Here is a 23,211-nt window from a genome sequence, read left to right on the forward strand (position 1 = left end):
GGCGCGGTCTCAGGCCATGTTTACTATTCAGCCAGGTGGAAGGCCACGGAAGGCGCCCCGCAAACTTCTTTCCAGTTCTGTTACCAAAGCTCCACGGTGCAGGTTACGCGCAATTCTGCGGATCAACAGGTTGGGCAACGGCTGTTCCATCGGCAACATGACCATTGCATCGGCCCCTCCTATATCGTCACCTGTAGAAGCGAACAGGCAGCCAAAACCCTGCCCGCGGCGAACGCTGGTCAGGATCAACCCATAATCGTCGGATTCCACAGCAACCGGGGGATGTCCCAAGCCATATGCCTCCAATGCTCGATCAATCAGCGGGCGCAACGCAGTGCGTTGGCTCAGATGCACCACGGGCAGGGCAGACAGGTCAGCGCGCGTGACGCTCGACTGGGTCACCAGGGGATGATCTCGTGCCATGAATATAGCAAGCGGTTCCTGTGCCATCGTCGCCGTAAAGGGCTTTGCTTCCAGCTCGTCATGTTCAAAGGCGAAATAATAGGCCAGATCGACCGCGCGGCGGGCGACTTTTTGGGGAAAATCGGGCGCGACGCTGCCGTCAATATCCAGCTCAAGCATGACTTCGGGATGTTGCGCCCGGAATGCGTCGATGCCTGGCTGCAGGTAGCGCATGATGTAGGGATGCGCGCCCAGCACGATCTTGCGTGACGTGCTTCCCTCCGATGTGTCGTAAAGATAGGATAGGTCATCCAATATATTGGACGCATGTTGAAAGGCGCGCTGCCCCAGGCTGGTCAGGAGAGCTGGCCCTCCCGGTCGGCGTTCGAACAGATGATAGCCGAGATTATCCTCGAGCGCCCGCATGTTCGCGCTAACCGCCTCTGGCGAAATGCCGAGGTGATCCGCGCAACGGCGGAAACTGCCATGAGCTACAATTCCTGCAAAAATCTCCATTTGTCGAAAGGTAATCACGCCATGTGGTCCTAAGCAATTCCTTATCACTTGCTAAGCGCCCGCTTCCTTCCCGGCAAGACGCGTTTTGCATTAACTGCATCCAATAAGACGGCCATGACGCCGCCCGAAAAAGAGGATGCAAGATGGCCGATAATGATGCGCTTCTCCGCAGGATTGGGGAATTGGAATCCCGCCTGGCGGCGATCGAGGATCGCGATGCGATCCACCGCCTCCAGAACATATACGGCTATTATATCGACAATCGCTTATGGCGTGAGCTGGCAGATTTGTTTGCCGAAGAAAGACCGTCTATGGAGATCGGGCGACGGGGCAACTATATCGGCAAAGAGCGTATCTTCCGTTTCTTGCGCGACGTGCTGGGTGGCGGGCGCACGGGTCTGCTCAAGCATGAGATCATCAATCATATCCAGCTCCAGATGGTGCTGACGATCGATCCTGGCGGGCAGAGCGCCAAGGCGCGCTGCCGTGCAATCGTGCAGGGCAATTCCCCGCCCGGTTCGGGCAAGATGCTCTGGGCCGAGGGCCTATATGAAAACGCCTATGTAAAGGAAGCCGACGTCTGGAAGATCAAACGTCTCTGGTGGGTTCCAACTTTCTACACACAGATGGATGGCTTCGACAAAGCGGTTTTCGAGACTGGTCCTGCAAGCACGGAATTCCCACCCGATGGTCCATCCTATCCATCGGATGATGCGCTCGGCCGATCTTTCCCGCCATTCCATTATCCACATCCGATAACCGACTGCGAAGGCGCATCGCCGTCTTCCGGCCAGGAGGGTTGATCCGACATGTGCCCAGACCAAATCAAACCCGTCCAGGATGTTCCCGGTGCCTCGGGCGCCATACCAGAAGCGCTGCACATCGGCACAAACGACCGGCCTTATGCAGATGATTTCGGGGCACCCGGCGTTGCGTTGCAGCTTCTGCACGCCGACGTCGAGGCAGGGACCTTCGCCGTCCGTATCCGGTTCCGGCCCGGTGTTCAGTTGCCGCCGCATCACCATACCGGCGTCGTCTTTGCCTATACGATTTCGGGCGAATGGAATTATCTCGAATATCCTGAATCCCCGCCCAGCCGGGCCGGTTCCTATCTTTACGAGCCGCCGGGCACCGTACACACGCTGAAAGTGGCGGACCATAATCAAGATGTGACCGATGTGATTTTCGTCATCACCGGGGCCATGCTGATCCTGGACGAGGCGGGGTCTGTCGTCGCGGTGCTCGACGCTGCGAGCCATATGCGCGACTGGCCTGCCGCGCTGCGCGAACAGGGCAAGCCGGTGCCGGAGATCATCCGTGGCGGACGCCTATCCTACGATATTCCGGCCTGACAAAGAGCATGACATATGACGTGATCATTATCGGCGCAGGATCAGCCGGTTGCGTGCTCGCCAACCGTCTGTCGGCCGATCCGGCGCGCAAAGTGTTGCTGCTGGAAGCCGGAGCAGAAACGCGCCATCCGCTGATCAGAGCGCCTGTATCCTGGCATCTGGCGTCAGAAAAGGCGCGCTTCACATGGGGCTATCGCAGCGAACCGGAGGATGAAAGCGGCAATCGCAGCCTGGAACTGGCGCGCGGCAAGGTGATGGGCGGTTGTTCTTCCATCAACGGCCAGATGTATTCGCGCGGCAATCGCGGCGATTATGACGGCTGGGCTGCGATGGGCCTGGACGGCTGGAGCTATGACGATGTGCTGCCCTATTTCCGCCGCGCGGAAACCAACTGGCGCGGCGATACTGCCTATCATGGCGGATCGGGTCCATGGCACACCGCGCGCAATCCCCAAGCGCCCCATATCTACCCCACCATGATCCAGACGGCCGCCAATCTGGGGTTTGGCGAGGTTGAGGATTTCCACGGAGCCAGCCAGGACGGCTTTGGAATGCCGGACTTCAACGTGCGCAAGGGACGGCGCGACAGCGGCGTCACGGCCTATCTCGATCCGGTCCGCCATCGCAGGAACCTGACCATCTTGGATCGAGCGCTGACCACACGTATCCTGCTTGAAGGCACGCGCGCCGTGGGCGTGGAATATGTGCGCAACGGCAGAACGGTTGCACTGCGATCGGGTGAAGTCATCCTGTCGGCAGGCGCATTCAATTCTCCCCATATCCTCATGCTGTCGGGGGTTGGACCGGCCACGCATCTGAAGCGCCAAGGCATTCGCGTCGTCGCGGATCTGCCCGGCGTCGGCACAAATTTGCAGGACCATCCGTTGGTTGCGGCAGGCTTTGCCGCATCGGCTCCTCTTGGGTTTGAAGCGATGCTGCGTCTCGACCGTCTCGCGCTCCATGCGCTCCGATGGGGCGTGACCGGCGGCGGCCCGATCGGTCATGCGCCATTGTCGGTACAGGCCTATCTGCGCCTGCTGGAGGCGACGGATCGACCCGATACGCAGTTTCAGGTCAGCCATGTGTCTTTCATGTCGCGCCCCTGGTTTCCCGGCTGGCGACCGACGATCGGCAATCAGTTCACCGCCGCGGCGATGCAGTTGCGGCCCCATGGGCGGGGCAGCGTCACGCTGCGATCGGCCGACCCGCGCGACCCACCCCATATTCGCCTGGGCCTGCTTCAACATCCCGCAGACCGCGCCGCAGCGCGCAGCATGTTGCGTTTCATCCGTACATTCTTCGCCTCAGCCCCGCTGTCCGATATCATATCGGGAGAGATCTACCCCGGCGATGCCGCCCAGTCGGACGAGGAACTGGACGCTGTGATTCGCCAGACGATCATGACCGGTGCCCACCCCACATCCACCTGCTCCATGGGTGTCGATCCTGCGACGTCGGTCGTCGATGCGACGCTCAAGGTTCATGGCATCGAGGGTCTGCGCATTGCCGACGCATCGGTCATGCCACTGATCGTCAGCGGCAACACCGCCGCACCCGCTGTCATGATCGGCGAAAAAGCATCTGATCTGGTCCTGGGGCAGCGCCTCGCGCCGGAACGGACGCAGCCTGATCGCGAGCTCGCGGCATGAAAAACACCGTTTCCTCTGGAGCATCCACCGTCATGTCCACCCCGCCTTTCATACGCCTTGCCCATCCCGACAAGCTTTTCATCGGCGGCGTGTGGGTTGATCCTGTGAAAGGCGGACGGATCGACGTGATCTCCGCCCATAGCGAAGCGGTCATCGCCAGCGTGGCCGAGGCGACGGAACAGGATATGGATGCCGCCGTCGCCGCCGCGCGCGCCGCCTTCGATCATGGGCCATGGCCGCGCCTCAGCCCGGCGGAACGGGCGCAATGGCTGCAAAAGCTCCATGCGGCACTGGAAATCCGCGTCCCCGAACTTGTTCGCGCCTGGATCGACCAGATCGGTGCCCTGGCCCATGTGGCGCCGTTCGTCATTGGCGGCGGCATGCAGACATTGCAGTTCACGATCGACCAAGCGGGAACCTACCCGTTTGTGGAAAAGCGCCTGCCCTTTGACGGTCGCGGCCAAGCCCTGATCGTGCGCGAACCTGTCGGGGTGACCGTCGCCATCGTGCCCTGGAACAATCCCTTCGGCATCATGATCAGCAAGCTGGCGTCGGCCTTGCTGGCGGGTTGCACGGTCATCATGAAACCCGCACCGGAAACGCCGATCGAGGCTTATATTATTGCTGAGGCGGCGGCGGCGATCGGACTGCCGGCCGGTGTAGTCAATCTCGTACCCGGCCATCGGGAAGCCTCCGATCATCTGGTTCGCAACCCTGGCGTCGACAAGGTAAGCCTGACCGGATCGACCATCGCGGGCAAGCGGGTCGCCTCCGTCTGCGGCGAACGGCTGGCCCGTTGCACGCTGGAACTGGGGGGCAAATCGGCGGCGATCGTGCTGGACGATTATGACCTTGAGGCCGCAGCCAAGGTCCTGACCGATACCATCATCATGTCGGCAGGACAGGTTTGCGCCACATTGTCCCGCGTCATCGTCTCGCAGCAGCGGCACGACGCATTGGTCGAAGCGATCCGCGCCGAGATGGCGAAGGTGCGTGTCGGCAGCCCGTTCGAGCCCGATACCCAGCTTGGTCCGCTCGCCCTGGAGCGGCAGCGCGACCGGGTGCTCGACTATGTTGCGATCGGCAAGGCGGAGGGTGCACAACTGATCTTTGGCGGCGGTCGACCCGCTCATCTAGCGACAGGCTATTATGTCGAACCGACGCTGTTTGCCGGTGTCCGTTCGTCGATGCGGATCGCACAGGAGGAGATATTCGGTCCTGTGCTGGTCGTCATACCGGTCGCGGATGAGGCGGACGCCATCCGTGCGGCCAATGATTCTGATTTCGGCCTCTTCGGGGCCGTGTTCACCAACGACAGCGAGGCTGCCTATCGCGTCGCCCGTGCTGTGCGCACCGGCACGATGACCCAGAATCATTTTCGGTTCGATCCGTCGCTACCCTTTGGCGGCTTCAAGCAGTCGGGCATCGGCCGAGAAGGCGGGGCCGAGGCAATTGGCAGTTACACCGAAATCAAATCGATCCTGCTCGACGCCGCTTTGGACGCGTGATGCAGCACATGGGAGAGTGACATGAAAATAGTCGTCACAGGCGCGTCGGGCCATTTCGGGAGCGGAGTGGTCCGGCAACTGCTTGATCGGGTCGCGCCGCAGGATCTGATCCTGGTCACCCGTGATCCGACCCGTCTTGGGCATCTGACCGACCGTGGGGTCACGGTCCGGCATGGTGATTTCGACGATCGTCAGTCGCTGGTTGCCGCATTTTCCGGCGGCGACAAATTGCTGCTCATCAGCGCGACCAAAGTCGGCTTTCGCATTCCACAGCATCGCAATGCGATAGAGGCGGCAGCCGAGGCCGGTGTAAGCCATATCGTCTATACTTCGTTCATCGCGTCCGATGACAGCAATCCCTCGCTCGCCGTGTCCGATCATCGCACGACGGAAAAGCTGCTGGCTGCATCGGCTCTCGACTGGACGGTTCTGCGCAACGCCCAATATACCGATGCGGTGATCGAGGCGATGGCACCCCTGGCCTTGCAACGGGGACGTTGGATCGCGTCTGCCGCCGATGGCAAGATGGCCCATGTGTGGCGCGATGATTGCATCGCCAGCGCTGTCGCAGTGCTGAGCACGCCTGGCCATATCAACATCAAATATGACATTACCGGACCGGAACTGCTCTCGTTCCGAGAAATCGCCGCCTTCATATCGCATGTGACCGGCCGTTCGATCGCGTTCGAAGCGGTGACAGACGATGCCATGTACGCATTTTTCGACGCGCTGGGCATCCCGCGCGAAGCGGTGCCGGACCAAAGCGTAGGTGACGTCCCTTGGTCGAGCGACGACATGGTGTCGTTCGAATGCGCCATCCGCGAAGGTCATATGGCGGTAATTTCTGACCATGTCGAACAGCTTACCGGACGCAAGCCCAGATCCGTTCTCGACATGGCCATAGACCGCCGAGGAGCGCTGATGGCAGCCTGAAATTCAAATCATAATTCATAAAAGAGGGAGAGTAATATGAACATCGAAGATAGCTTTTCGCGCATTGTCGCGTGCGCTTCGACAAGTGCGATCGCGCTTCTGGCTGTACTGGGTACCTCGCCACTACAGGCGCAGGAGGCTGACCCATCATCGGACCAGCCACAAACGCAGGACATCATCGTCACCGCCCAGTTCCGCAATCAAAAGCTTCAGGATACGCCCATTGCCATCACGGCGGTGACCGCGGAAACATTGGAGGCCAGGGCGCAAGCGAGCGTCAACGACATCGCGACTTTCACCCCCAATGTGAATATCGCCCCGGCCTTCGCCTCGTTCGGCAGTTCGATCAACGCATTCATTCGCGGCATCGGCCAGAATGATTCCAATTTCGCCCTGGAGCCGGGCGTCGGCATTTATATCGACGACGTCTATTATGGCGCGACCTTCGGCGCGGTGTTCGACCTTAGTGATCTTGAGCGGATAGAGGTGCTGCGCGGCCCCCAAGGGACTTTGTCGGGCAAAAATTCGCTCGGCGGGTCGGTCAAGCTGTTTTCCAAGAAGCCCGACGGCACGGGCGGTGGCTATATCGAGGGGACTTATGGCCGGTTCAACCGGATCGACCTGCGTGGCGGCATCAATCTGACACTGGCCGATGGCCTCTATCTTCGGGCGTCGGGCGTCAGCAAGCATCGCAATGGCTTCCTCAAACGACTGGACTATGGCTGTGCCAATCCGGCTGGCGGGATCGTGGCCAATCCGGCGGCGGGTGACGGATGCAAGATCGGCACCGAAGGCGGGCAGGATCTGAACGCCGGGCGTCTTGCCTTGCGCTATGCGCCCGATGGTTCGCCGCTCGAAATCAACCTGATTGTCGATGCGACAGAGGACAAGTCGGAACCGGCGGCATCGAAACTGATCTTCGCAGGCAATCCGGGCGTGCGTAGCTATGATCCCGCCAATCCCGCAGGTGGTGTGCCCTTCGACAGCCGCTTCATCACAGGTGCCCATAGCTATAGCAGCTATGCCAGCTATGCGGCGGGTGGCAATTTCACGACGGTCTTTGGCACGCCCTATGTGCAGACGCCCGGTTTTCAGGCGAGGCCGGAAAGCTCGGTCAGCGCCAGGGGTGTTTCAGGCTCGATCGATTATGAACTGACCGATGCACTCAAACTGAAATCGATCACCGCCTATCGCTCGGTCAAGGGCTATAGCGGCGTTGATCTCGACGCCTCGCCGCTCAACCTTGGCACGCAGGGCAATCATTTCGAGCATAAGCAGTTTACCCAGGAATTGCGCCTGTCCGGCCAAGTGGGCGATCTGGTCGATTATACTGTCGGCGGCTTCTATTATGACGCCGATGGCCTGATCCGCCAGCGCGTCAACCTGCCCACGGTGCTGATGGATTTCCTGACCGATGATCCGGTCAAGACCAGCAGCAAGTCCGGCTTCGCCCATGTCGAAGTCCATGCCAGTGACGATCTGAACTTTATCGGTGGCCTGCGCTATACCAAGGACAAGAAGACCTACACGTTCAGCCGCCGCAATGCCGACGGCAGCGCCATCAGCGGTATCCCGCTGACGGAGAATTTTGTCGTCGCCTCGCTGGACGGCATTGCCGACACCTTTACCGATGACCGCTGGGATTTCCGCCTGGGCGTCAACTATCGCTGGTCGGATGCGCTGATGACCTATGCGCAGGTTTCCACCGGCTATAAGGGCGGCGGCGTCAATCCGCGTCCCTATCATCCGGGTCAGTTGCGGACATTCGGTCCGGAGACGCTGACCACCTATGAAGCCGGTTTCAAGGCCGATTTTCTCAATCGCGCCGCGCGCGTCAACGGCGCTATATTCTTCAACAAATATAAGGATATCCAGATCACGCTGCTGGCCTGTCCGGAGGTTCCCTGTTCCCTGCCGGCCAATGCGGGTGATGCCGATGTGCTGGGCTTTGAGCTGGAAGGGACGCTGCAACCCGTCGCGGGGCTGACGCTGGACGGGTCGGTCGGCTATCTCGATTTCGACTATAAGCGCGTCGATCCATCGACCTTCGTCACGCTGGACCAGACCGCGCCGTTCGTCAGCAAGTGGCAGGCTTCGGCGGGCATAGCCTATGCGTTGGACCTGGGATCGGCAGGCACGCTGACGCCGCGGGCCGACTGGTCCTACCGCTCCAGCTTCTACTTCACCGCCCCGAATAATCCGGGGAACAAGGTGGACGCGCGCAATCTGGTGAACATGCGCCTGACCTATCAGACAGTGGATGAGGATTGGAGCGTTGCGCTGGGCGTGACCAACCTGTTCGACAAATTCTATTATGTCGGCAAGAATGAGAATGTGGCGGGCTTCGGCGTCAACCAGGGCATATTGGCACCGCCCCGCGAATGGTCGATGACCATCAAGCGGAAATTCTGATCGTCCGACAGATGGCTGCGGAGGGCGAACGGCGCTCGCCGCAGCTTTTTGCGCACTGATGGATCGAAGGCCAGATCGGGGTGGCGCTGGCAAAGCTATAGAAGGACCATTATGATGTGCCAGACCGAGGGCTTTCCCGCCCTGAAAGTGCCAGAACGCTCCATTCCCGTCCCGCGCTCGATCAGCGTCCAGGCGCAGGCTGTGCTTGGCAGGGCCGCCGGAAACCCTCTCGTCTGGCCACCCTATCCGCCGCTTGATGATGTCGACGCCTGGCTGGAATATATCGACGCTGCTGACGCCAATATGAAGGCGATGATCGAGGCGATGCCCGATCCGGGCGACGATGCCGCGTTCGAGACGCTCCAGATTGGCGATGCAGCCTGTTTCCGCGTGCCGACTGGCCCGGACCCGGAGGATGGATCGGGCAATATCCTCCTCACCATCCATGGCGGCGCGCTGATCGGGGGCGGTGGAGCGCTTTGCCGCGTCATGGCGTGCAGGGCCGCGGCGCGCATCGGCGCAACCGTTTACGCACCCGACTATCGGATGCCGCCGCGCTTTCCCTATCCGGTTCCGCTGGACGACTGCCTCGCCGTATATCGCGCGGTGATTAATCGTCACGCGCCGGACAGGATCGTCGTGCATGGCAATTCGGCTGGCGGCAATCTGGCCGCCGCGCTCATGCTCAAGGCCAGGGCGGAGGGGCTGCCGCTGCCCGCGGGCCTCATATTGGAGACGCCGGAACTCGACCTGACGGAATCGGGCGACAGTTTTCAGACCAACGCGATCATCGATGTCGTGTTGCAGGGCAGCCTGATGGCGGCAAACTGCCTCTATGCGGGCAGCCATGATCTGGAAGAACCCCTTCTCTCGCCCCTATTTGGCGACTTTGCGGGCGGCTGGCCCCCAACCCTGCTGACGGCGGGGACGCGCGACATGTTTCTATCGAATGCCGTTCGGATGCATCACCGGTTGCGCGCAGCGGACGCCCCCGCAGAGCTGCTGGTCTATGAGGCGATGCCCCATGGCGGCTTCTTCGGAACGCCAGAGGATGACGCCGTCTCAAGCGACATCCGCGCGTTCGCCCGCCGCTGCTGGTCCTAGCGGCGATGCGGTGGGGCGGCGATCCAGGGTGACGCGCCTGTGTAAAAGCTGCGAAGTACACAGTACCGCAGGCCACGCATGTGCGCGGGCGCGGACCCGTGGCACGGATTTCGCAACAGGAGATTTTGCGAAACGCACGCGCGGCGGCGGGCCGTCCGGGCGGGGACGGACGATGGGAAAAAGTCAGGGGCGGATGGCGTGGCGCAGGGGTGCAGGACAGCGTGTGTTCTTGGGCGATGGTCGACCGTCTGCTTTTCTAACGCCTGAACCTGAACGAATGGCCGCTTCCAAGAAATAGAAATTACCCGTTCGACGGCGACAAATGGCGCATTACCGCTCGGCAGTTCGTCGTCTTAGACTGGCGCAGTGTTGCCGGGCCGACTTACGGTAGGAATGGCCGGTAGCGGATTGTCGGATTTCCGGTGGCCGGGCGGCGATAGCCAACGGCCATCCTTCTACACCGGCGATCGGTCGAATAGCTGCAAGTCGGCTGTCGACCAAAGCCGGGCGCAAAGGCATATTTCTCACACTCCGGAAGCGGACGCTCTCTTGTATTATGGCTGTCGGTAAGCGGCCACTACCCATATCTAACGACAGGTGGCGCAGATGATAAACCGTGCGTGACTGACTGGCGCAGATCGGGGATGGCGGCTTTGATCCTGGCTGCAACCGCATCTTCGGCTCTTTGCCGGCGCCCAGCATCTGACGATGCCAGATCCTGCCTTATCCACATTGGAATTCGAGCAACGGTTGAGGCGAGGAGGGCACAAAGAATCTGGCCCGACCGCGCATGGCGTGCATCGTCGGAAGCACTGTCTGAACCGCTCAATTGATTGCTCCTACAGATTTTAACCGGCACGCTTCAATCAACCGGCGCAGGCTCTCGACGAGGACAAGTGTGGAGCTACCCAATTTCACAACCTCAACTTCGCGATCTGCGATCAGCACATACAGCGTGCTGCGACTGACGCCGATGAAGCGGCAAGCGTCGGGGACGCGCAAGCATATGGGTTCAACGTTGCTGCCTTGCTGTTCTACGTCAACATTTTGGAAGGCTGTCCGCTGGGCCATGCGAAGCTCTTTGGTGCTGGCGGTGACGAACAAGACCGCTGGGGAGAAACGGCCAGCCCACCACCGTCGCCGATTATCGGTGACGCGAAAGGTGGGTGCTACATGACGTTTCTACGCCAGAGTCTGTCATTCTACGCTCATGCGTCGGCAGATTGGGTTTAGGCGGATGCTATCGGCTTTGCATGGGTATTGCGGCGTTCCCTTCCGACGCGCTCTCAGCACTGCGGTTTAGAGATATCTGCCAGCGCCAGAATTGTTGAAATCATTAGAGAATTGGCGGGAGGAGACGGCGGGGCCTCATCGGTGACGGCTTAAATACAGTAACTAGACCAACCACATAGCCCACAGCCGACGGCGGGCCTTTTATCTCGCCCTCCTATTTGGGCCAGTGTTTTTCGTAGGTCTCGCCATCGTCGTTCCTCTTTCATCAAAGTAAAATGCAAGGTCTGCCGCGCCTGTATGTGAACTCCTGCAAAGCATTCGAGGTCAGGTACGCCGCGCACTCCTCCGTGCTCATCGACGGTGTGTTGGAACTGATCGCAAGCAGCGTTCGAACCGTCGCGGCACATGTCGCTATCGGATTTACGGGGCAGCATCACAGGCATTCGAGCGTGGTCCAGCAATGCTGGCCACAGGCGAGATATCGTGCTTCCCGTTTTCCTGGTCTGTACCATTCCTCTGCCGCTCGCGCGGTCCTCCTTAAGCGCTGTGGGCCGTCACAAAGGCGACGCCCGTGGGTTTTCCCTGTCATGATCGGGCAGCGGCAAGGCGCTGCACCTTGGCTGCATTGCGGACGGCGATCTCCTGTTCGGCCGTATCGGGATCGCCGACATAGAAAGTGCCGTCGCGCCACATGGCATGCATGGTGACGGCGAGCTTGAACGACTCCCCTTCGCGCAACCTGACCATGAAGGCTGCCACATCGGCATAGGGCATGGCCGCAAAATGCCCGTCCTTCTTGGGCTGGCGCGGAAACCCCTTGGTGATGGATCGCATCGGCGCTTCGGTTTCGCGGTAGCCCGACGCAAACGCCCAATCTAGGACAGCGCCGATCCGCTGGCGCACCCGGCGCGCCTTTTCCGGCTTGGTCAGCCAGATTTCGGCAAGCACGTTGCGGATCATCCGGCCAGTAATCTCCGACACCCGGATATCGCCGATGAGGGAAGGCGAAGGCTTCCAGCGCTCGCAGCCATTGCCCTTCATGCTTCTCGTTGCGCCAGGTCTTGCGATTGGCCGCATAGACCTTCGCCGTCGCTTCCCTGAACGTCGGTATGCCGCTCGCCTTACGCTTCTCGAAAACCGGGTCGGGGCCAAGCTCAACCCAGGTCCGCACCACGCGCGCCCGATCGCGGGCGACGGACAGCGTCACCTTCGATGCGCTGCCTAATCCGATGTCGCGCCTACGCCCATGCTTCTGGACCCTGCACACCCAGCTTTTGGAGCCAGTGGAGCCGACCACCAGGAACAGGCCGTCACAGTCACCGAAACGGCCCGGTCGCTTCGCCGCCTTCACACCTGTTACAGAGAGCTTTCCCATGCCGATATTCTCCCACGCTTTTTACCACACGCCAAATCGGTCACCGACAGATGCGAGGGGATGACGTGGGACGCGGATCAGCCCGAAAGGCCCGTAAATACTGGCCTTTTTTTTCGGTTCGCTGGGGATGTAGGAAAACAAGGTTTTGGCGGAAGCGGTGGGATTCGAACCCACGGTGAGCGTAAACCCACGGCGGTTTTCAAGTTTAGCGTAACCGGCGTTAGCGCATGTTTGCAGAGGCTATCATAAGCAAGCCGAGCTAAGGGAAACAGCCATATTTGGCCGCTGGACGTTTTACGTAGGTTGCCGTAAGTTAGCGCAAGCTGCTTATGACTTGCTTACGAGGTTTCCCGCAATGGCTATCAAACTGACAAAGACGGTCGTTGACCGCATCAAGCCCGGCCCAAAGGACGAGTTTCATTGGGACGCGGAGGTGAAGGGCTTCGGCGCTCGCGTGACGCCCAAGGGTAAGGTCACGTTCGTGGTGCAGGGACGCGTTGAGGGGAGCGGCAAGGAAGCCCGCATCACCATTGGCCCATACGGCGTGTTCACGGTGGATCAGGCGCGCGACGTAGCGAAGGAGCATTTGCGCTCCATGCGGATGGGGAACGACCCGCGCGACGTAAAGAAGCAGAGTGAGGCGATGAAGGTGACGCTCGCTTCCGTCATGGAAGCGTATGTTTCCCGACCGGGCAAGCTCAAGGAAACAAGCCAGTGGGCGATCCGCCGCCATGTGACCACGACCTTCGCGGCGTGGAAGGACAAGCCGGTCGTCAACATCACCGAGGATATGTGCCGCACCCGGTATCGCGAGATATTGACGAAGGGCCTGCGTGGTAATCGCGAGGGAGGCTCACCGGGGCAAGCAAATCAGGCGTTTTCGGTTCTCGGGGCGCTGCTGAACTACGCTGCACGCCAGCATAAGCGGGCGGACGGTTCGCCGCTGATCTTGCGCAACCCCGTTGCCGTTCTGCGCGACGACAAGGTGAAGTTGAAGCCGCGCACCGCGCGTATCCTTGACGCCAAGGTCGGCGCAGCTTGGAATGCGCTGACCGAGTGGCGCGCCAACGCTCATAATCGCGATACCATGTCGAGCATCGACCTTGTGCGGTTCCTCATGCTCACTGGCCTGCGCATCGGTGAAGCGTCGTCGCTCAAGTGGAGCCAGGTCAAACTGGAGGAGGGATATTTTCACCTCCCGAACCCGAAGAACGGCAACCCGGTGTCAATGCCGCTCTCGACGCAAGCGGCTGATTTGCTGAGGGCGCGCCCGAGGGTTGAGGATAATGAATACGTGTTCCCGTCATGGGGCAAGCTGGGCCACATCAAAGACCCGCGCGATCTGATGAAGAAGCTGAGCAAAGTGGCGGGGACGAACATAACCCCGCACGCACTTCGGCGGACGTATACGAACATCGCGCTGACTCACTGCGACATCCAGAAATACAGGGCCGACCTGCTCAGCAACCGCCTCACTCGCGACGTAACCATTGAACACTATTTCGATACGACGAACCTTCAGAAGTTCCAGCCGGAGGCGCAGAAGATCGGCGACTATCTCGATCTTGAAGCGGCGAAGGTGGCCGGTGCCAACGTGGTAGTGCTGGCGCAGCGAGCGTGACCCACGCGCTGGGCCGCGCAGCCTCGCGCACAGCGGCGATCGCGTAGCGCCGCCGGGTTAGGGGCGGCGGGGTGGCGATCGCGCCCCACAGCGGCTTACAGCGAGAGCCGGTCCCGGTCGGTCAAATCGAACTATTCGGGCAAATCGGTCGAAGCCGGCATTAGGCCAATCGCCCCCTGATCGGTTTACGGACCAAAAATCTGCCGACCTGATCTTTGCCGATTACGCTCTCCCGGTTCGGGACGGTGGACCTGCATTTTATCCAACATTGGCCGTTTAGCTTGTGCTAACAATGCAGTTGCTGTTCGTCCTCCATGGCAGGGCGACGGCGCAACGGGCTTCTTGCGAAGCTGCCGACACCCCAATTCCCTGCTCTGGGTTCCCCGCAGGCCATCGCCTAGCGGCTCATGGCGCTCGCGGGCATTGCAGGAGTGTCTGCAATGAGTGCCGTTAAAGTTCTCAATCACTATGAAGCCGCCGCGTTGATCGGCGTCACGCCCGCCACCCTCCGCTTCTGGCGCTGCAAGGGCAAGGGGCCGCCCTTCATCAAGCTGGGCCAGTCCAAGCAGGCCGGGGTTTGTTACGACCCGGCTGACATCGAGGCATGGAAGGCGGCGCGCAAGTTCGCGTCCACCAGCGCCGCGACCGTCCAGTATCCCGCCACAGCATGAACGTCATGAATAGGGGCCGGACGCCCAGCAGCATCCGACCCCCGAAAGGTATCACAGTGACCAGCGCCAATTATAGCGGCCTCGCTGCGAGGTCGCAAACATCAACATGCCCCGAAGTTTGTGCGAAATACTTTGCTTCGCGTAAAAATTTGCCGAGTGCAGATGGCGACAGGCAGAAATCCCTTATTACCCCGACCCGGCAGGAGGTGCATCATGTCTCAGCCGCATGAAGTCGATGGCATCACCTACGATCCAGCTTTCCTTGCGGAGACACTTCCGCCGCGTGATCCTGAACTTGGTTTCCATCTCAACTGGAAGGAGAAGGTTGAGTGGGAACAGAGCCGCGTGAAACTGGCGGAGCAACATGCGCGCGCCGAAGAGGCGAAGACAAAGCGTGAGCGAATGCGGCGAGGGCTTGGACCCGACGCATCCGACGCTCCCCGTGAGCTTGTCTTTCGGTCGCTGGGTGGGGTTCAGATGCACGCCATCGAATGGCTTTGGACCGGGTGGATTCCGAAGGGATATATCACCCTGCTGGCGGGCGAGACGGGCGCGGGCAAGTCCACGGTGTTCGCGGACGTGACGGCGCGTGTGACCACAGGTGCGCCGTGGCCCGGCGAATACGACTGCCCCAACGCATGGCGGAAGCCCGAGCGGGTGCTGTGGCTGGGCAGCGAGGACAGCATTGAGGAAATGACGGTGCCAAGGCTCACCGCGTGCGGTGCCAACCTTGCGAACGTGGTTGAGATTCAGGGCGTCATGCAGGAAGGCAAGCGCAACACGTTTTCCATGCAAGACGACTTGGAGGCGGTGAGCAAGGGGTTGGCGGAGGCGCGCGACATGGGCGATCCGTTTGCCATGCTCGTTATTGACCCCGTGACCAGCTACCTGCCGGGGCAGAAGCTGCGCAAGGTCGATCTCAACGACGCTGGGCAACTCCGCACGGTGTTGGAGCCGTGGTTGATCCTCGCGCAGACGCACAACATCGCCATTGTCTGCGTGACCCACTTTGCGAAGGCGACTGACCGCTCCATGCTTCATCGCGTCCTCGGCTCGACCGCATTCGTTCAGACTTGCCGCAGCCTGTGTGCCGTGATGGAGCCACCCCGAACCGAGGACGAGGAACTGGACCCTCACGCAAAGGTGTTCATGCAGGTGAAGATGAATCTGCCAGAACATCCCGGCGGAGCATGGCGTTTCAATACCGAGCGTGTCGAGGTTGGCAGTGACCACAGGAACGGCAAGCCGATCTACGCCACGCGCCCGGCATGGGACCAGCTAGACCCCGCACTGACCCCGAACAGCACCGTGGGCAAATCACGCGGACCCAAGAGCCAGTATGAACCGCAATTCGCCATGTGGTTCCAAGGCTTCTACCTGATCTATCCTAACCACGAGTGGCTGCCTGTCAGCACGGTGAAACAGGTCGCCTTGCAAGAGAAGGTCGTCTCGGCAAGCTGGTGGGACAAGCATAGCGCTGACCACATGCAGAAGGAGAACATCAAAGGCACTTGGATGTGCCGACCGAAGCAAATTGCCCCTGCTAAAGAGTGAGTTAGGTGGGGAAAGTGGGGGGTGTGGTTGCAAACTGGGGAAACTGGGGAGGGTGGTGGCTAAGCGTTTGTTTTTACTCACTCCACCCCCCACTGCCCCCACAGCCCCCACTCCCCCCACCTTGCGGGGTTTCGTTACATGCGCGCCCGCGTGCGCAACGCTGGTCCCACCTGTGGTCATTACAGCGATCGGTGTTAGAACCGTCCGTCAATCACAGGGGCGCTTCTTGCGACATCAACTCACCGGCAATGCAGGCATGTATCATGTTGCGCGCGAACTATCCCGGCGCGGCTGGCACGTTATGCCGACCGTGCGCAATGCGCGTGGGGCGGACCTGTATGCGGCGAGCGAGGACGAGGCGCGGGTGTTGCCCATTCAGTCCAAGGCGCTGTCGAAACGCAACCCGGTCCCGCTAGGCGGCTCGCTCGACACCCTGCGCTCCGAATGGTGGATCATCACGATCAACGCCAATACCGACATGCCCACCTGTTTCGTGATGACGCTGGCCGAGGTGAAGGACGCTGCGCACCGTGGTCAGAACGAGGCGGGCAAGGTGTCATATTGGCTCCAGCCGAAACACTACGACCAGCTTGAATATCGGGACGCATGGCACCGGCTGGGTGAGCCGTAGGTCAGCCAGTGCCTTCGCAGATGCCAATTATTCGCGCCACCAGTTCCGGCATTGAGCATCGATAGGGAACGAACTTGTCTTTGCTATCGATGTTCGTGTTGGGTCGGATGACAAACTTCTTCTCGGTGGTTCTGCCAAGCTGCGGCAGTATGGCCAGCGGGACGAACCATGTGGTCAGGAACTGCGTCAGGTCGTCATTCATTAGTGCAGCGACGAGATAGGTCTGGCGCGTCTCGTTGAAGGTCGCACGCCGCACCTCGAAATGCGTGCCAGTGCCGCGCTCCTTCGTGCCGGGCTTGAACAGCGTCACGGTGCGGCACTTTAATTGGATAGCGACAGACCGCCCGGTCAGCTTGTCGAAGAACAGCACGTCCAACCCATCGTCGTCAGCCAGCGGTTGGAATGGCGAGAGCCGACCGTCGCTTGCCTTCATGATGGCGTTCACCAGCAAGTTTTCGCCGATGGCACCAATTTGAGTTGAAGATAGAGGCATGGTCGCCCTCGTAACCTGTCTTGCAGATCACCGCTACTGTGGTCACCACATGCAGCGAGCAGCGCCGGGGGTAGGGGCACCAAAGCCGCACCGTCGCCGCTACACGGGCACCCCATGCGTGCCGCGCCCCCAGCGTGCCCCGTAGCGCCGCGTAAGTGCATGTAGATCAAGCCAAAAAGTCAGGAACGGCAAATACGGTATTTTGCGGTCCTAACAGGCAGAACTGAACTAAGTGACTGTTAAATAACAAAAACAGGTTGCGGACCTTCGCGCGGCCTAGTTACGCATAAGCCTACCGTAACTTATCAGCCGAAAGTGTAGTTCGATATGGCCGATGAAATTGATGTCCGCGTCAGCCTCGATTTGGACCCCGAAGCCGCGATGCTCACCATCACTGACTACGACGACGACACTGCGTCTTATGTTGGTCCTGCCAAGGCAGCGTTTAGCGAGGCCTTTACTTCGTTGCGCGCCATCCACGACGCCAAGGCAGCGGTGGCGGAAGACCCGACCCTTACGGAAGCGGGCGCTCTGCTAAAGGTCGCGGACTACGCCGACAAGCGTATGATCGCCAAGGTCTACCCCCTGTGGGACGCCGCGTCGTCCACGCTCAATGCCAAGGTGGAGGCATGGGAGAAGGAAATGACGAAGGAGGTCGTTTCCAAATCTTCGCAAATGGTGTCGGGCGAGATTCGCGCCCATTTCAAGGGTCTCAAGACCGGCGAACGCTTGACCACGCTGTCACAAGCAATCCGCGATGGCGATGAGGTGGTCGCGTCTGCTGTGCTGGGCGCGCCCGCTATGCTGTCAGGCTTCGATGAAGAAATGAAGCAGGTGATGCTCCGCGAGTATCACGAGCGGTTTAACGCTCCGCTTGCCAAGCGCCTCCGAGCAGTGACAGCCGCGCGCGATCTAATCGACGGTCGCATGGGCGTGCTGAAGCGGGAGGTCGCCAAGGCAGTCGGCACCATCAAGATCAAGGGCAACACGTTCGACCTGCACGGTCAGTATTCGGGTGAGATTACCCCGGCGCAATTGCGGGCAAAGCGGGACAAATCCAACAAGCCCTTCACGCTCTGAACGATCCGACCTGATTGATGTGAGGCTGCTTTATCATGGACACGAACCCTATCCCTCCGTGGCGCGAAGGCTGGCAACCCGCCCCGCCTCGCGAGAAGCCGACGCCGGGACCGCCGGGGAACCCCAAATGGGTAAAGGGCATGAAAAGTCCCAACCCGGCTGGCCGGCCGCCCGGTAGCAACGCCCAAACCAAGTTGGTCCAGCGCATGTTGGAGAACGCGGACGGCATCGTGGACATGCTTCTGGCCAAGGCGATGGAGGGCTGCACTAACAGCGCCAGCCTGATCCTCAGCCGCATCATGCCCAGCATCAAGGCCCAGGCGCAGCTTGTGGCTTTCGATTTTGACCACACCGCCCCGGTCAGTGCGCAGGTCGAGCAGGTCATTTCCGCGATAGCGGATGGCACCGTGCCCGCCGACATCGGACGGCAGATTATCGACGCCATCGGCACCCTGAGCGCCATCCGAGCCAACGAAGAGCTGGAGGCGAGGATCACCGCCCTTGAGGAGAAGCAGGGGTGAACGCGCAAACGGCAAAATTAGCGTCGTTTGCAAAAAGGCCGAGAGCGAACGGCAATATCGAAAATCCACTCCTAGGGAGACCGGCATGACTGACTTTCGAAGCTGGCGCGCTACTCATCGTGCCATGTGCCCGGAACCGGGTCCGCGCGACCTGTTCCTTGTCATCATCATCAACGGCAGGCGCGCTGCTATCCAGCACGCGGATGAATACGAGCGGTGGCGGGTAGCTGCGGAGCGCCTTGCGGCAAGCGAGAAGTGCGACGTGAAGGTGCTGCCCATGTCGGGTAGCGAGATGATGAACTTCCTCGGAATCGAGCCAGCACCGCCCCAGCCCATCGCCAACCTCGATCCCGCGTTTCGCGAGCAGGCGGTGAAGAACTGCATGGACGTGCTGCGCGAGTGCAACGGGTCATACGACCGTGAAGTGGCGCTGGACCTGCTCGGTCACCTTGGGGTGATGCAATGAAGTATGGGATGCCCATCGAATACGCGCCGCGCATCGTTGAGCGCCACTTCGGGGTGTCGGACGAGCAGCAGCTACTCGCTAGCGGCGTGCTGGACCACAACCTCCGCGTGGCATGTATCGCAAAGGCGCTGCTCGACAGACCGCTTGCGCCGTCTGCACCTGTTGCAGTGCCAGCACCGGAAGCGGCGCCCGCGCCAGAGGTAGCGCCGCCCGTTGTCGCCATCACCCAGCGCGCGCGACCGGACAGCCTGCGCGAGCGGTTCGGCATCGGGTAGCCGCATGGCAGGCTCCCGCGCTTTGACCCGCCGCGTGAAGCGGATGGAGGAAGCGGGGAAGCCAAGACCGTCGCTTATCGCAGTCTGGTATGGCTCGTTTGACGCATGGGTTGAGCAGGAGGTGCTGCCGGGGGTGGAGAACGGGACACTGGAACCCGACGACATGGTTGATATTGTCGCTGCCCTTCGCGGTTGGGAGGCACTGTATGCGCGCTGACGGTGAGCCAGCGTGGCTCCTAGCGTGGCGGGAGCAGCTGAGTCAGCCAGCGTCGGCAGCGCACGCGCGCACGACGATCAAGATTTACGCGCCGCGTGACACGTTCAGTTTCCCAGCGCGGGAGGGCGCGGACTGGCAGGGAATGATTGTCCCGAAGCGATGGGATTATGACGGGTGCGTGCGCCGCGAGCCGGTGGTGGACGCAGATGCCAGCCCGCCGCGTGTGGTCAGGAAGGTGGGCTGGCAGCGTTGCATGAAGTGCCGCCGTCCATTCTTCTCGGAGGACGTGATCCGCCTACGACTATGCACGGGAGGGGGCGGCACCACCGGCTGTCGGGGAGATGAGGACAGATTTAGATAGAGGTTGCGTGGCAATGAACGCCGCCACGCCGAGGTATAGCGGTGCGTCCCTCGATAATCCAACGACCGCACCAGCGGGGGCGCTCCTTCTACGCCCTGACGCTGTGCAACGCCTCGCGCCTTCGGGTGCGGGGCGTTGCTGCTACCCGCCGCGCGGTATCCAGCCTTTGGAATTACGAGCCGGAACAGGTATGCCCTTGGCTTCAAGACGCTTGATGACCAGAGGCTCCAGCATTGGCCCCCATCCATCCCAGTTGGCCTTGTAGCAGGTGTCGCAAACCATCATGTCATAGGCGTGGAGCTTGTGACCTTCATAGCGATGGGGTCCATGCTGATATTGCCGCCCGCAGACATCGCAAGGAAACGTGAGCGCATCCATATCGCAGCCTTTCGATCAGAATTGGCGGAAGAGGTGGGATTCGAACCCACGGAACGGTTGCCCGCTCGCCGGTTTTCAAGACCGGTTCCTTAAACCACTCGGACACTCTTCCACGCCGTTTCGGGGCTGGCAGCTTACGACAGGCTTATGGGCATAACCACATGCCGAATCGGACCTACGCTAACCCCTTGTATTACCGCTCCTAATTCCCGTTCACGCCGACAAGCTCCGGTAGCTTTCAAGACCGCTGCCTTAAACCACTCGGCCACACTTCCATTGAACGGCTTCCTAGCGTGCACACCGATATTGCCAAGCGAAAATCGCGACCGGCACGGTTCATCGCCTTAAGCGACCGGCGATCGCAATAAAGGATTCACCTGCCGCCCTGCCTGTGCAACAACAAGGGGATGAGGGATTCTTTACGTTCGCCCGTCCTGTCTTTGTTGCTTGGCCTGACCGCCATTACCGGTGGCAGCGTCGCTGTTGCGCCTGCTCAGGCGCAGGATAGCGCGGATTTCCGGGCCTATCTGGAAAGTCTGCGGCCCAAGGCACGAGCCATGGGCATCCGCGATGCGACATTGGACAGCGTCTTCCCGACGCTGACGATCAATCCGCGCGTCGTGCAACTGGATCAGAGCCAGCCGGGCGGGGGCGCCTATTCGCCCATTCCCAATTTTGAGCCGTATCGCCGCCAGCATGTCGACGCCGCGCGCATCAGCCGTGGCCGGATCGCCTATCAGACGAACCGGTCGCGCCTTTCCCGAATCGAAGCGGAAACCGGCGTTCCGGAGGAGATCATGGTCGCCATCTACGGCCATGAAACCAACTATGGCAGCTATACCGGCGATTTCGATCTGATCCGGTCACTCGCAACATTGGCGCATGAAGGTCGCCGCCGGACATTGTTCGAGCCGGAATTGCTGGCGACGCTCAAGATGCTGGACAATGGCGTGCCGCGCAGCCGGCTGGTCGGTAGTTGGGCCGGTGCGACCGGCTATCCGCAATTCCTGCCGTCGGTCTATCTGCGCATCGCCAAGGACGGCGACGGCGACGGGAAGGCCGACATCTGGACCAGCGAGGCCGACGCGCTGGCTTCCATCGCCAATTATTTCGTGCAGTCAGGATGGCGCAAGGGCCAGCCCTGGGGCGTGGCCGTCAATGTTCCGGGCAGTTTCAACCGCGCTTCCGTGGCCGCCAAGACCGAACCGGCGCGTTGCCCCCGCGTATTCAACCGGCACAGCCGCTGGCTGACTATGGCCGAATGGCGCAAGCTGGGCCTTTCCCCCAACAGCGGCGTGTGGCCGGCCGATGGCGTCATGGCGACGCTGCTGGAACCCGACGGGCCGGGCAAGACCGCCTATCTGCTGACCAGCAATTATCGGGCGATCCTGGATTATAATTGTTCCAATTTCTATGCCTTGTCGGTGGGATTGCTGGCGGATGCTGTCAAACAATAAGGCGCTGTTCGTCACGGCCATGATGCTGGCGCTGGCCGGAGGCGGTGCGGGCGCTGCGCAGCCGCAACGGGCCGATTTGGCCGGGGCAGGCGCCATGGCCAGCGATGTGCCGGCACCGTTGGACGCGCCTTATGCCGTGGGTGGCGTCACCTATACGCCGGCCGACCCGGTTTCCTATGACGAGGTCGGCTATGCCGGCGAAAGCGCGGATGGCAGTCAGGGCGGCGCGACCGCCAATGGTGAGATGTTCACGCCCGCCGCTATCACCGCCGCGCACAAGACACTGCCCTTACCCAGCTATGTCGAGGTGACGGCGCTGGATAGCGGGCGCACGATTTTAGTGCGGGTGAATGATCGCGGGCCTATGCGGGGCGACCGGTTGATCGCGCTGTCGCCGGGCGCGGCATCGCAGCTCGGCGTGAGCGGGCAAGCGATGGTCCCCGTGCGCGTGCGCCGGGTCAGCCCGCCCGAGCAGGAGCGCGCGGCGCTGCGCGGGCAGGGACGGGCGGCCGAGCGACTGGAGACGCCGGCGGCGCTGCTGCGTGTGCTGCGGACCAAGCTGCCCGCCATCCGTGGCGCGGCGGCGGCTGCCGTCAGGACGCCCGCGACTGCGAAACCGAAACCCGTCGCCGCCGTTGCCCGGCCAGTCGCCGAGAGCAGGCCCGGCGCCGATTTCGACCAGGCGCCACCGCCGCCCCGCGTCGCCGCCCGGCCCGCCAAGCCACTGCCCAAAGCGCCGCAGCCTCCGGCTCCCGTACCGGCCACGCCGCGCACCGGCGGCTATATCGTGCAGGTCGGCGCCTTCTCATCACAGGCACGGGCCGAGGCGTTGGCGAAGAGCATCGGCGCTCGTTGGGAAGCGGGCAATGGGCTATGGCGGGTGCGCCTTGGCCCCTATTCCTCGCAACAGGCCGCGCAAGCCGCAGCCAAGGGCTTTAAGAATGCCCGCATCATAGCTAATGACGCGCGATAGAGATCGCGTGAACATAAGCGATTCCATCC

23 protein-coding genes, 1 tRNA gene and 1 pseudogene are annotated in these 23,211 nt (G+C 61.1%); 18 read left to right on the forward strand and 7 right to left on the reverse strand.

The features are described 5' to 3' along the window. Positions 1–27 precede the first annotated feature (27 nt). Complete coding sequence (locus ASE85_RS05145) at positions 28–936, reverse strand: LysR family transcriptional regulator (protein ID WP_156358208.1); 909 nt, start codon at positions 934–936, stop codon at positions 28–30. Between the two features lie 125 nt (positions 937–1,061). Here ASE85_RS05145 and ASE85_RS05150 point away from each other — a divergent pair, with 125 nt between their 5' ends. The 7 genes from ASE85_RS05150 (at position 1,062) to ASE85_RS05180 (ending at position 9,876) form a co-directional block, all read left to right on the forward strand. Next, the gene (locus ASE85_RS05150) at positions 1,062–1,721 is read left to right on the forward strand and encodes a nuclear transport factor 2 family protein (protein WP_056684649.1); all 660 of its coding nucleotides are present in this window, start codon (positions 1,062–1,064) and stop codon (positions 1,719–1,721) included. A gap of 6 nt (positions 1,722–1,727) precedes the next feature. Beyond that, positions 1,728–2,270 (forward strand): 2,4'-dihydroxyacetophenone dioxygenase family protein, encoded by a 543-nt coding sequence (locus tag ASE85_RS05155; RefSeq protein WP_156358209.1) that lies wholly within the window; start codon positions 1,728–1,730, stop codon positions 2,268–2,270. A gap of 8 nt (positions 2,271–2,278) precedes the next feature. After that, positions 2,279–3,919, forward strand: coding sequence for a GMC family oxidoreductase (locus ASE85_RS05160; RefSeq protein ID WP_056684652.1), 1,641 nt, complete (start codon positions 2,279–2,281; stop codon positions 3,917–3,919). 32 nt (positions 3,920–3,951) lie between these two features. Then, positions 3,952–5,427 carry an aldehyde dehydrogenase gene (locus ASE85_RS05165; RefSeq protein ID WP_056684655.1) on the forward strand — a complete coding sequence of 492 codons (1,476 nt, stop codon included), beginning with the start codon at positions 3,952–3,954 and terminating at the stop codon, positions 5,425–5,427. Positions 5,428–5,448: 21 nt separating this feature from the next. Further along, entirely contained in the window at positions 5,449–6,360 is a 912-nt protein-coding gene (locus ASE85_RS05170; protein WP_056684658.1) for an SDR family oxidoreductase, read from the forward strand. 36 nt (positions 6,361–6,396) lie between these two features. After that, entirely contained in the window at positions 6,397–8,772 is a 2,376-nt protein-coding gene (locus ASE85_RS05175; protein ID WP_056684661.1) for a TonB-dependent receptor, read from the forward strand. Positions 8,773–8,883: 111 nt separating this feature from the next. Beyond that, complete coding sequence (locus ASE85_RS05180; RefSeq protein WP_056684665.1) at positions 8,884–9,876, forward strand: alpha/beta hydrolase; 993 nt, start codon at positions 8,884–8,886, stop codon at positions 9,874–9,876. A gap of 825 nt (positions 9,877–10,701) precedes the next feature. Here the strand turns inward: ASE85_RS05180 and ASE85_RS05185 are convergent. From ASE85_RS05185 to ASE85_RS23705, 3 genes and pseudogenes are all read right to left on the reverse strand, one after another. After that, positions 10,702–10,947, reverse strand: coding sequence for a helix-turn-helix domain-containing protein (locus ASE85_RS05185; protein WP_056684839.1), 246 nt, complete (start codon positions 10,945–10,947; stop codon positions 10,702–10,704). Positions 10,948–11,694: 747 nt separating this feature from the next. Continuing rightward, positions 11,695–12,150 carry a phage integrase central domain-containing protein gene (locus tag ASE85_RS23700; RefSeq protein ID WP_235523242.1) on the reverse strand — a complete coding sequence of 152 codons (456 nt, stop codon included), beginning with the start codon at positions 12,148–12,150 and terminating at the stop codon, positions 11,695–11,697. Positions 12,151–12,286: 136 nt separating this feature from the next. After that, a pseudogene (locus ASE85_RS23705) lies at positions 12,287–12,484 on the reverse strand (Arm DNA-binding domain-containing protein); the annotation flags it as partial. 355 nt (positions 12,485–12,839) lie between these two features. On the opposite strand from ASE85_RS23705, the gene ASE85_RS05195 reads away from it, so the two are divergent. The 4 genes from ASE85_RS05195 (at position 12,840) to ASE85_RS05210 (ending at position 16,961) form a co-directional block, all read left to right on the forward strand. Next, positions 12,840–14,105: a tyrosine-type recombinase/integrase gene (locus tag ASE85_RS05195; RefSeq protein WP_056684668.1), complete on the forward strand. Its 1,266-nt coding sequence runs from the start codon at positions 12,840–12,842 to the stop codon at positions 14,103–14,105. Positions 14,106–14,545: 440 nt separating this feature from the next. Then, positions 14,546–14,776, forward strand: coding sequence for a helix-turn-helix transcriptional regulator (locus ASE85_RS05200; RefSeq protein WP_200928299.1), 231 nt, complete (start codon positions 14,546–14,548; stop codon positions 14,774–14,776). Positions 14,777–14,989: 213 nt separating this feature from the next. Continuing rightward, a complete protein-coding gene (locus tag ASE85_RS05205; protein WP_056684671.1) occupies positions 14,990–16,330 on the forward strand; it encodes an AAA family ATPase in 1,341 nt (446 codons plus the stop codon). Between the two features lie 226 nt (positions 16,331–16,556). Beyond that, the gene (locus ASE85_RS05210; RefSeq protein WP_235523239.1) at positions 16,557–16,961 is read left to right on the forward strand and encodes a hypothetical protein; all 405 of its coding nucleotides are present in this window, start codon (positions 16,557–16,559) and stop codon (positions 16,959–16,961) included. 1 nt (position 16,962) lies between these two features. Here the strand turns inward: ASE85_RS05210 and ASE85_RS05215 are convergent, their stop codons facing one another. Next, positions 16,963–17,454 (reverse strand): hypothetical protein, encoded by a 492-nt coding sequence (locus ASE85_RS05215; RefSeq protein ID WP_156358210.1) that lies wholly within the window; start codon positions 17,452–17,454, stop codon positions 16,963–16,965. Positions 17,455–17,781: 327 nt separating this feature from the next. On the opposite strand from ASE85_RS05215, the gene ASE85_RS05220 reads away from it, so the two are divergent. The 5 genes from ASE85_RS05220 to ASE85_RS05240 all read left to right on the forward strand — a co-directional run bounded on the left by ASE85_RS05220 (position 17,782) and on the right by ASE85_RS05240 (position 20,013). Continuing rightward, a complete protein-coding gene (locus ASE85_RS05220) occupies positions 17,782–18,534 on the forward strand; it encodes a hypothetical protein (RefSeq protein ID WP_056684679.1) in 753 nt (250 codons plus the stop codon). A gap of 140 nt (positions 18,535–18,674) precedes the next feature. Next, on the forward strand, positions 18,675–19,055 hold the full coding sequence (locus tag ASE85_RS05225; protein WP_056684682.1) for a hypothetical protein: 381 nt from the start codon (positions 18,675–18,677) through the stop codon (positions 19,053–19,055). Between the two features lie 85 nt (positions 19,056–19,140). Then, on the forward strand, positions 19,141–19,521 hold the full coding sequence (locus tag ASE85_RS05230) for a hypothetical protein (protein ID WP_156358211.1): 381 nt from the start codon (positions 19,141–19,143) through the stop codon (positions 19,519–19,521). Between the two features lie 8 nt (positions 19,522–19,529). Beyond that, positions 19,530–19,796 (forward strand): hypothetical protein, encoded by a 267-nt coding sequence (locus tag ASE85_RS05235; protein ID WP_156358212.1) that lies wholly within the window; start codon positions 19,530–19,532, stop codon positions 19,794–19,796. Positions 19,797–19,800: 4 nt separating this feature from the next. Beyond that, complete coding sequence (locus tag ASE85_RS05240; protein ID WP_056684692.1) at positions 19,801–20,013, forward strand: hypothetical protein; 213 nt, start codon at positions 19,801–19,803, stop codon at positions 20,011–20,013. A gap of 502 nt (positions 20,014–20,515) precedes the next feature. On the opposite strand, the gene ASE85_RS05250 is transcribed toward ASE85_RS05240, so the two are convergent. Together ASE85_RS05250 and ASE85_RS05255 are read right to left on the reverse strand one after the other, a co-directional pair. After that, positions 20,516–20,752 (reverse strand): hypothetical protein, encoded by a 237-nt coding sequence (locus ASE85_RS05250; RefSeq protein WP_056684698.1) that lies wholly within the window; start codon positions 20,750–20,752, stop codon positions 20,516–20,518. Positions 20,753–20,774: 22 nt separating this feature from the next. After that, a tRNA-Ser gene (locus ASE85_RS05255) sits at positions 20,775–20,864 on the reverse strand. Between the two features lie 295 nt (positions 20,865–21,159). Between ASE85_RS05255 and ASE85_RS05260 the strand changes: the two genes are divergently transcribed. Both ASE85_RS05260 and ASE85_RS05265 read left to right on the forward strand, forming a co-directional pair. Then, a complete protein-coding gene (locus ASE85_RS05260) occupies positions 21,160–22,209 on the forward strand; it encodes a lytic murein transglycosylase (RefSeq protein ID WP_056684701.1) in 1,050 nt (349 codons plus the stop codon). Next, the gene (locus ASE85_RS05265) at positions 22,193–23,182 is read left to right on the forward strand and encodes a septal ring lytic transglycosylase RlpA family protein (protein ID WP_056684704.1); all 990 of its coding nucleotides are present in this window, start codon (positions 22,193–22,195) and stop codon (positions 23,180–23,182) included. The genes ASE85_RS05260 and ASE85_RS05265 overlap by 17 nt, the downstream gene beginning before the upstream one ends. Positions 23,183–23,211 lie beyond the last annotated feature (29 nt).

The organism is Sphingobium sp. Leaf26, from assembly GCF_001421665.1.
Classification (GTDB): Bacteria; Pseudomonadota; Alphaproteobacteria; order Sphingomonadales; family Sphingomonadaceae; genus Sphingobium.